At 67.4% G+C, this 9,279-nt stretch carries 9 protein-coding genes; all 9 read right to left on the reverse strand.

Annotated elements, in window-relative coordinates:
- Positions 1-22: 22 nt before the first annotated feature.
- Positions 23-1,822, reverse strand: coding sequence for an MtrAB system accessory lipoprotein LpqB (gene lpqB, locus FXO18_RS11725; protein WP_149361263.1), 1,800 nt, complete (start codon positions 1,820-1,822; stop codon positions 23-25).
- Positions 1,819-3,594, reverse strand: coding sequence for an MtrAB system histidine kinase MtrB (gene mtrB, locus FXO18_RS11730; protein WP_149361264.1), 1,776 nt, complete (start codon positions 3,592-3,594; stop codon positions 1,819-1,821). The genes lpqB and mtrB overlap by 4 nt, the downstream gene beginning before the upstream one ends.
- Entirely contained in the window at positions 3,591-4,268 is a 678-nt protein-coding gene (gene mtrA / locus FXO18_RS11735) for an MtrAB system response regulator MtrA (protein ID WP_149361265.1), read from the reverse strand. The genes mtrB and mtrA overlap by 4 nt, the downstream gene beginning before the upstream one ends.
- A gap of 72 nt (positions 4,269-4,340) precedes the next feature.
- Positions 4,341-5,018 (reverse strand): dTMP kinase, encoded by a 678-nt coding sequence (locus FXO18_RS11740; protein ID WP_149361266.1) that lies wholly within the window; start codon positions 5,016-5,018, stop codon positions 4,341-4,343.
- The gene (gene ahcY, locus FXO18_RS11745) at positions 5,018-6,517 is read right to left on the reverse strand and encodes an adenosylhomocysteinase (RefSeq protein WP_187774337.1); all 1,500 of its coding nucleotides are present in this window, start codon (positions 6,515-6,517) and stop codon (positions 5,018-5,020) included. Before ahcY ends, FXO18_RS11740 begins: the two co-directional genes overlap by 1 nt.
- 196 nt (positions 6,518-6,713) lie before the next feature.
- Positions 6,714-7,352, reverse strand: a complete 639-nt coding sequence (locus FXO18_RS11750; RefSeq protein WP_149361267.1) for a TetR family transcriptional regulator — start codon at positions 7,350-7,352, stop codon at positions 6,714-6,716.
- A gap of 51 nt (positions 7,353-7,403) precedes the next feature.
- Entirely contained in the window at positions 7,404-8,678 is a 1,275-nt protein-coding gene (locus FXO18_RS11755; protein ID WP_149361268.1) for an NAD(P)/FAD-dependent oxidoreductase, read from the reverse strand.
- Entirely contained in the window at positions 8,675-8,860 is a 186-nt protein-coding gene (locus tag FXO18_RS11760; RefSeq protein ID WP_149361269.1) for a rubredoxin, read from the reverse strand. The genes FXO18_RS11755 and FXO18_RS11760 overlap by 4 nt, the downstream gene beginning before the upstream one ends.
- A 109-nt stretch (positions 8,861-8,969) precedes the next feature.
- The gene (locus FXO18_RS16265) at positions 8,970-9,134 is read right to left on the reverse strand and encodes a rubredoxin (RefSeq protein ID WP_149361270.1); all 165 of its coding nucleotides are present in this window, start codon (positions 9,132-9,134) and stop codon (positions 8,970-8,972) included.
- Between the last annotated feature and the right edge of the window lie 145 nt (positions 9,135-9,279).

The raw sequence follows: 9,279 nt of genomic DNA on the forward strand, positions 1-9,279 counted from the left end.
GCCGCGCTATCCACAACCGCGCCTAGCCCGGCAGGATGGGCTTGGCGTCCGTGCCCATCAGCCGGGTGACCTCGCGCCAGAACCGCTCGCCTTGCGGCTCGTCGCGGCCAAGCCTCAGCACGCCGCGCGAATCCGTCACGTACTCAGTGGTCGGCGAGGCATCCACCGCGGTCACGGGCGGCGAGAGGTTGCTGCGCGGAAGCTGCTCGACGCGCGACCCATCGGCGGAGACCCGCGCGACCGGCGCGTCAGCTACGCCACGGACCACGAGCAGGGCATCGGGGGTGCCCCAGTCGAGCGCTACCGCGGTGTCGGTCAGGTTCAGCGCCACCGGCTGGGGATTGACCAGTGTGAACTCGTCCGCACGGGGCTCGGCGACGACGGCGACGTGGACGCGTCCCCCGATGATGAGGGCCACCCGGGTTCCATCGGAGGCGAGCCGCAGGCTGGTGATCTGTCCTTGCAGCGCGGCGAGGGATCCGGATTCGACCGTCGTCGTGGAGAACGTGCCGGTCCCGGAATCCCTGACGACGCGGGTAACGGTCTCCCCGTCGATCACGGCCCATGCCGCGCCGTCGCTGGTGGACCAGGTGGGACGAGTGATGGACATGCCCTCCCCGACGACCGACAGCGCGCCGCCATAGTCGCCGATGAGCAACTGGTAGGGCGCCTCGTCGGACTGGTCGCTGCGGGCGACGAGAGCGACTGATCGGCCATCGTGCGAGATGGCCGCGTACTCGACGCTGTCGAGCGCACCAGCGGTCCCGGGCACCGGGGTCATGGAGGTGTCGGTCACTGCCACGACCTGGCCGTCGACGACCGCGTGCAGGCCAACCTCGGTGGCCGTGCTGCTCACCGGATCCATCGACGCGACATCCTGCGGGCCCCACCCCGAGGCGTTCTCCTCCACGAGCGGCGCGCCGTCCGCCTCGATCAGGTAGGGACCGGGGATCCCTGCGCTGTCGAGGGTCCATACGATCTGCGCGGCGAGGCGCCTGCGCTCCTCCAGGGAGGCCGAGCCGAGGCCCTGGAAGTCCAGGCGCACGCCCCCGAGTCCCACGCCTACCTGCGAGGCACGACCGTCAGCCTTGGTGATGGGACCGCGCAAGCGGACGTCGCCGCTGAAGCGGGTCCGCACGCCCGGCGCGAGCCTGGAGCTCGGCCCGTCGATGAGCATGGCCATCAGCTGGGAGACCTTCTGGTCCTCCTCCACCGCTGCCCATCGCAGGTCCGGGACCAGGTGCTCACCGGAGGCATCGAGAAAGTACACGGAGAACCGCTCATAGCTGGTCAGGAAGTGAGGGCGCTCGATGACCACACCGTTGTCGAGCTCATCGATGCGCCATTCGCCGTCGCTCATCACCACCGTCACCTGGGACTCGACAGTGCCTTCCTCCGCGGTGAACACTCCGTCGGAGCTGAGCTGGCCGACCTTGTCGGCACGGATGGCGAAGGTCGCTGTGTCAGCGGTGCGCAGCCCCTCGGAGAGCACATCGATGCGGTTGGCGATGACGATGTTCGCGTTGTCGTTCCATTGGCTATCCGCGGAGGGCGTGAGGAACTCCCGCGCAGCAGCGTGCCGCCCACGGGGGTCGGCGCTGGCGCGCAGGAACTCGCGCACGAGGGGGAACGCATCGATGCCGGGCGTGGGCTCGGGCACCGAGGTGGAGAGGGACTCCTGCGGGATCGTGCCGATCGCGCGGGGCTGGGAGTCCGTCGGCAGGGTGGTGCACGCGGCCGCCAGCAGGGCGACTGTGGCGAGGGCCAGCCAGCTCAGCAGGCGCCGGGCCCGCAGCGTTGCGGGAAGCTGAACGCTCATCATTTCGCGTGCCACCCCGCGTCCTCCGAGTCCCTTCCCGAGCGAGTGTCGGCGACATCGTCGGGGGTGAACACTGCCGCTGATTCCATGGGGTCCAGCATGATCTCCACCTCGGACTTGGTGCTTCGCTCCGCGGCCGGAGCGATCACGGGCATGTCCATGTCCTCGGGGTCAGGCTTGAGCGGCAGTGGCGAGGTGGTGACCCTGCGTCCGCGCGAGAGCGGGAGCGCGAGCCGGAACACCGATCCGTACCCGCGCTCGCCCCAGGCGTCGAGCCTGCCATTGTGCAGGCGGGCATCCTCGACGCTGATCGCGAGGCCGAGACCTGTACCACCGGAGCGCCGGACGCGCGAGGGGTCGGAGCGCCAGAACCGGTTGAACACCAGCTTCTCCTCCCCTGCCTTGAGCCCCACGCCCCAGTCACGAACAATGACGGCGAGGGTGTCATTGTCGGCGCGCATCCGGAGCAGCACAGGGTTGCCCTCGCTGTGGTCGATGGCGTTGGCGAGGAGATTGCGAACCACACGCTCGACGCGGCGGGGATCCACCTCAGCGATGATCGGCTCATCAGGGATATCCACGATCAGCGGGACGCTGGCATCGGTGGCGAGCCGCTGCACCGTGGAGAGCGCGGCGTGCACGCAGGAGCGAACGTCGATCTGCTCGGCGGAGAGCTCGGCGACGCCCGCATCGTGGCGGCTGATCTCGAGCAGGTCCGCGAGCAGGCTCTCGAAGCGGTCGAGCTCGCGCATCATCAGCTCGGCCGAGCGCTCCAGCATCGGATCGAGCTCGTCGCGGCTGTCGTAGATGACGTCGGCGGCCATGCGCACGGTGGTCAGCGGAGTCCGCAGCTCATGGCTCACATCCGAGGTGAATCGCTTCTGCAGGTTGCCGAACTCCTCGAGCTGGGTGATCTGGCGCGACAGGCTCTCCGCCATCTCGTTGAAGGACATGGCGAGCCGGGCCATATCATCCTCGCCCCGAACGGGCATGCGCTCCTTGAGCCGCCCCTCCGCGAAGCGGGCGGCGATCCGGGCAGCGGAGCGCACCGGGATGACCACCTGGCGCGCCACGAGCAGCGAGATCGCCGTGAGCAGGACGAGCAGCACGGCGCTGCCGGTGAGCACGGTCCCTCGCATGAGGGAGAGGCTCCGGGCCTCGCTCTCGAGCGGGAAGATCAGGTACAGCTCCAGGCCTGGAATGTCTGAGGCGGTGGGCGTTCCCATGATCAGTGCGGACACGACACTGTTCTCGGACGCGGGAACCGTCGAGTACACGTAGGAGACCTGGCCCTGGCGCACATAGTCGCGCAGCGAATCCGGGATCTGCTCCACGGCGCCACTGGTGATCAGGCCCTGCGTCGCTTCCGAGTCGGTCGCGATGAGCACCGGCGTCCACAATCCAGCGCCACCCGTGTTCTGGTCATTGTCGACCTGCCAGTTCAGGGCCGAGCGCGCGCTGTTGATCCGGCCCTGGCGCGAGGTCGTATCCCCTGCCCCCGCGAGCTCCCGCTGGACGGTCAGTCGCGCCGAATCCAGCTGTTGCACCGCAGCACCAAGCTTGGCCTCGAGCATCCGCGCGGTGAGCTGGTTCGTCAGGGCGAAGCCCAGCGCCAGGATGACAACGAGCGACAGTGCCATCGTCGACACAACGACGCGCAGCTGGAGTGACCGTCGCCACCAGTGCCCGAGTGCCGACCCTACCGCCCTGAACCTGCGCACCCACCTCGTGGTCCGACCATTGATCTTGCGCCGGGTGCGGGCGCGACCGATCACGGCGGTCCGGCCTTGTATCCAACTCCCCGCACCGTCAGCACGATCTCGGGCTTCTCGGGATCATTCTCGACCTTGGCGCGCAAGCGCTGCACATGGACATTGACCAGGCGGGTATCGGCAGCATGCCGGTAGCCCCAGACCTGCTCGAGCAGCACCTCGCGGGTGAAGACCTGGCGGGGCTTGCGGGCCAGCGCGACCAGCAGGTCGAACTCCAGCGGCGTCAGGTTGATCAGTTCGCCATTGCGGGTGACCTTGTGCGCGGGGACGTCGATCTCGACCTCGCCGATGCTGAGCAGCTCAGCGGGCTCATCCTCGCGCCGACGAAGCCGGGCCCGCACGCGCGCCACGAGCTCCTTCGGCTTGAAGGGCTTGATCACGTAGTCGTCAGCACCGGACTCCAGGCCGAGCACGACATCAACGGTGTCGGTCTTGGCGGTCAGCATCACGATCGGGACGCCCGAGTCGGCGCGCAGCACGCGGCACACATCGATGCCATTCATTCCGGGCAGCATCAGGTCAAGGAGCACAAGGTCGGGCCGGATGTCCCGGACCGCGCTCAATGCCTGCGTGCCGTCTCCGACGACGTAGGGCTCGAATCCCTCACCACGGAGCACAATGGTCAGCATTTCGGCGAGCGCTGCGTCATCGTCGACAACCAGAATCTTCGGCTTCATACCCATATCGTTACACTCAAATGCCTGCAAGCGTGGTTTTGACGCTGCCGGCGCGCCGCGCTCCCCACCACTCTAGCCCCGCCCAGCGCTTGCCGCACGGATCTCCTCGATGCGCCCGGCAAGGTCCTCGATGGAGCAGCTCCCGCCCGCTCCGGCGCCGCCGAAGACCACCCACGGCGACGTCCAGCGCTGCTCCGCCAGCCGCCGGTAGATCGTCGCGGTGCGCTCCTGGAGCGTGCTGTCCCGCTCGTACGCATCGCGGGCGCGACCAGGCTCGGTGGCCGCGCGGTGGCGGGCCCGCTGCTCGGCCACCGCGACCTCGACGTCCACGAGGATGTGCAGCCCCGGCTCCGGGAGCCCGAGCCGGCCGTGCTCGAGCTCGCGCACCCACTCCACCGTGCTGTCCTCGTCCCGCGCCTCGCCACGCGCGGCGGAGTAGGCCGCGTTGGACGCCACGTACCGATCGAGCAGCACCACATCATGCTCGTGGCGCAGCCGATCGAGCATGGGCCGGGCCTGGTGCCGGTCCAGCGCCCACAGCACGGCCATCCCGTTGATCGAGGCGAGCAGATCGCCATGCTGGCCCCTGAGCGCCTCTGCGGCGATGTCAGCGGGCTGGGACTGCCCGTAGCGCGGGAACGCCAGGCTGGTGGCTCGCAGGCCCCGGTCAGCGAGCTCCCGCAGCAGTGCCGCGGCGAGCGTGCGCTTCCCGGAGCCATCGAGCCCCTCGAGGACAACGAGCGTGCCCATCAGTAGCGGTAGTGCTCCGGCTTGTAGGGGCCCTCGACGTCCACGCCGATGTACTCGGCCTGGTCCTTGGTGAGCTTGGTCAGGCTGCCACCGAGCGCCTCGACGTGGATGCGCGCGACCTTCTCGTCGAGGTGCTTGGGCAAGCGGTACACCTCGTTGTCGTACTCATCCTTCTTCGTCCACAGCTCGATCTGGGCGATGACCTGGTTGGAGAAGCTGTTGCTCATCACGAACGACGGGTGCCCGGTCGCATTGCCGAGGTTGAGCAGGCGGCCCTCGGAGAGCACGATGATCGACCGGAGCGGGTTGCCCTCCTTGTCGGCGAAGACCCACTCGTCGACCTGTGGCTTGATGTTGATGCGCGACGTCTCGGGGCTGCGCTCGAGCGCGGCCATGTCGATCTCGTTGTCGAAGTGACCGATGTTGCCGAGGATCGCCTGGTGCTTCATCGCCCGCATATGGTCAAGGGTGATGACATCCTTGTTGCCGGTGGAGGTGATGATGATGTCGGCCTTGCCGATCGCCTCCTCGACGGTGACGACGTCGTAGCCGTCCATCAGGGCCTGCAGCGCGTTGATCGGGTCGACCTCGGTGACCTGGACGCGGGCGCCCTGCCCGGCGAGCGACTCGGCGCAGCCCTTGCCGACATCGCCGTAGCCGCAGATGAGAACCTTCTTGCCGCCGATGAGGACATCGGTGCCACGGTTGATGCCGTCGATGAGCGAGTGCCGGGTGCCGTACTTGTTGTCGAACTTGCTCTTGGTGACGGAGTCGTTGACGTTGATCGCGGGGAATGTCAGCTCCCCCGCCGCGGCGAACTGGTACAGCCGCAGGACCCCGGTGGTGGTCTCCTCCGTCACGCCCTGCACGGACTTGGCGATGGTGCTCCACTTGGTGGCGTCGGCGGCGGTCGAGGCGCGCAGAAGCTCGAGGAACACCTGGTACTCGGCGGAGTGCTGATCCTCGTCGAGCGGCGGCACCACGCCGGCGACCTCGAACTGCGCGCCCCGGAGCACGAGCATGGTGGCATCGCCACCGTCGTCGAGGATCATGTTGGCGGGACCATCCGCCGCGGGCCAGGTGAGCGCCTGCTCCGCGCACCACCAGTACTCCTCGAGGCTCTCGCCCTTCCATGCGAAGACCGCGGTGCCGCGGGGCTCCTCAGGGGTGCCGTGCGGTCCCACGACGACTGCCGCGGCCGCATGGTCCTGGGTGGAGAAGATGTTGCAGGAGGCCCAGCGAACCTGCGCGCCGAGCGCGACGAGGGTCTCGATCAGTACTGCGGTCTGCACGGTCATGTGCAGCGAACCGGTGATGCGCGCGCCCTTGAGCGGCTGCGCCTCGGCGTACTCGCGGCGCAGGGACATCAGGCCGGGCATCTCATGCTCGGCGAGGCGGATCTCCTTGCGACCGAACTCGGCAAGCCCGAGGTCCGCGACCTTGTACTCGATTCCATTGTGGAAGTCTGCGACCGGCAGAGCCGACATTATCTTCACCATCTTCTTGTTGGGGATCTTCGCTTGTGGGGCCACGGGAGGGCCCGGTCCATCGTCGTGAGGGATGCGTCGTTGGGGATACGTTGCAGCTACGGCGTGGGGATTGGCTAGGAGGCGATCCACTGCCCGGCCTGCCCGTGGCGGCCAGGTACCGAGCTGAGGGATCGCAACGCAAGGCTAGCCGCTGCGGCGCGGGGAATCACGCGGAGGTCGCGGTGTCGCGCGCCTTCGCCTTGATGTAGGCGGCCTGGAGATAGGGCGCCACGAAATCGGTGAAATCGTCGACCATGGTGTCTGGCGCGCGCGGCGGGATGGCGATGAAGCTCAATGCGATGCGCCCAACGTACATGGCGGTCACCTGTGCCTCGCGCTCATCGAGCCGTGGCCAGTTGTCCTGCATGATGCGGGCCAGCCGGTCCACTGCCCGCTCGAGGACGGGCCAGCCATCGGTGGTGATGAGGCTCAGGATCTCGGCCTTCGCGCGGCCGAGCAGGGCCCAGCGCACAGCGGGATCCTGGGTGGCGGCGCTGAGGAAGCGCTGGAAGGCATCACTGATGGCACCCCGGGCATCACCGACATGCGTCTGCACGGCCTCGTTGGCCTCATCGAGGAAGTGATCGACTAGCCGAAGGATGTACTGCTGTGCCACGCCTTGCCGGGACTCGAACTCGTTGTAGAGCGTCTGGCGGCTCACTCCGGCGTTGCGGGCGACCTCCGCCATGGTGATGTCGGACCACTCCTTCTCATCGAGGAGCTCCCGGACAGCATCGAGGACGGAGTCCCGCAGCAGGCGCCGCGCAGCCTCCTGATACGTGACTCTCGAGCGTCCACCGGGCATGGTCAAGACACTAGTCAAAACCATGCCCGGTGTCAAAGCACTAGACAACGACTACTTGTCGTTGCCCCCTGCTGCGCCAGCCCGCACCGGAGCAGCTGCGGGAACGCCCTCCTCCAGGTCCTTGCGGCTGATGTACTGCGCGTCCGGGATGAGCGCCTTGGCGTTGCGGAACTCCTTGGGCCTGCCCATCGAGATCACGCCCACGAGCTGATCATCACGCAGGCACAGGACAGTGAAATCGAGCGCATCGAGGTCACCGTGGATGATCAGGTCATCCTCTGGCGACGGCCACCCGGCGATCTGCAGGTTCTTGCCGTACTGCTTGGTCCAGCTCCACGGCACATCCGCGTACGGGGTGGGCATGCCCAGGATCGCCCGGGCCGCGTGCGCGCCCTGCTCCTGCGCGTTGCTCCAGTGCTCCACGCGCTGCATCCCGCCGAGCAGCAGGTTCGGGAACATCGCCACGTCACCTGCCGCATAGATCGCCGGATCCGAGGTGCGGCAGAACTTGTCGACGATGACTCCGCGGCGGCCCGTGGTATCGACCGCGAGACCGGCCTCCTCGGCAAGCTCTGCATTGGGCATCATCCCGACGGAGACGAGCGCTGCCGCGGCCTTCCAGCTGCGGCCATCCGGCGAGACCGCCGTGACGCCCTTCTTGTCGACATCCACCCGATCGAGCTGCACGCCGGCGTGCAGCTCGACGCCGTTGTCCTCGTGCATCTTCACGTAGAGCCGCGAGATGGACTCCGGCAGCATGCGCGCGAGCGGACGCTCCGCAGCCTCGAGCAGGATCACCTCGGAACCGAGGGCGCGCGCGGTGGCCGCCACCTCGGAGCCGATCAGCCCGGCACCGATGATGAGCAGCTTGCCCTTGCCGTCGATGGCAGCGCGCAACGTGGGCACGTCGGCCATGCTGCGCAGGTAGTGCACGTTCGGCTGGGCCTCTGGATCCAGGCCCGGGATCATCCGGGGGCGTCCACCCGTGGCGATGAGCAGCGCATCGTAGGGCTGCTCGTTGCCGTCCTCGAGAAGGATCTTCTTGTCGGCCGGCTTGATCCCGGCGACGGTGGTCCCGGCGATGATCTCGACGTTCTGCTCTTCCCAGAAGGAAGGCGGTCGCAGCCTCGAGCGCTCGACCGTTACCTTGCCCTCGAGCAGCTCCTTGGAGAGCTGTGGGCGGCGATAGGGGTACTCGGTGTCGCTGCTGATCATCACGATCTTGCCGGCGAACCCTTCCTTGCGGAGGGTCTCCGCGGCGGTGGCGCCGCACACGCCCGATCCGATGATGACAACGGTTCCGTCTTGGACTACGCCTTCGCTCACGCGCGCGATACCTCTACCATCTCGAAGTCGGACTTCGCCGCACCGCAGTCGGGGCAGCTCCAGTCGTCCGGGATGTCCTCCCAGCGGGTCCCTGGCGCGATGTCGTCCTCGGGCCAGCCCTCGGCCTCGTCATACTCGAAACCGCATTGCAGGCAGCGATAGAGCTTGTACTCGGTGCTCATGTCGTTTCCATCTCACAATCGTCGACGGCGTTGTCTATTCGGCGCGCAGCCGTAGTTGCGCGAACTCCCAGCCTGTGGATTCTCACCCCAGGCTGGGAGCACGTCATGTTCAGGATGCAGGCTCGAAGTCAACCTTCTCGCGGACCCCGCAGTCGGGGCAGGGCCAGTCATCCGGGATGTCAGCCCAGAGGGTTCCGGCGGGGAACCCCTCGCGGGGGTCGCCCTTCTCCTCGTCGTACACGTAGTCGCATACCGGGCAGACGAATCGACTCATCGGGGCCAACCTCCTAGGCAGTTTCCACAGTGTTGGATCGACCGTACTTGGCGAGGATCTTCTCACGCTTCTTGGGGTCGATATTAGCCTGCGTGATGTCGCCGTCGTAGTGATCCAGGACCCGCTTGTCCATCACTGCCCGCCA

The sequence above is a fragment of the Lolliginicoccus suaedae genome, from assembly GCF_008312885.1.
In the GTDB taxonomy this organism is placed as follows: Bacteria; Actinomycetota; Actinomycetes; order Mycobacteriales; family Mycobacteriaceae; genus Lolliginicoccus; species Lolliginicoccus suaedae.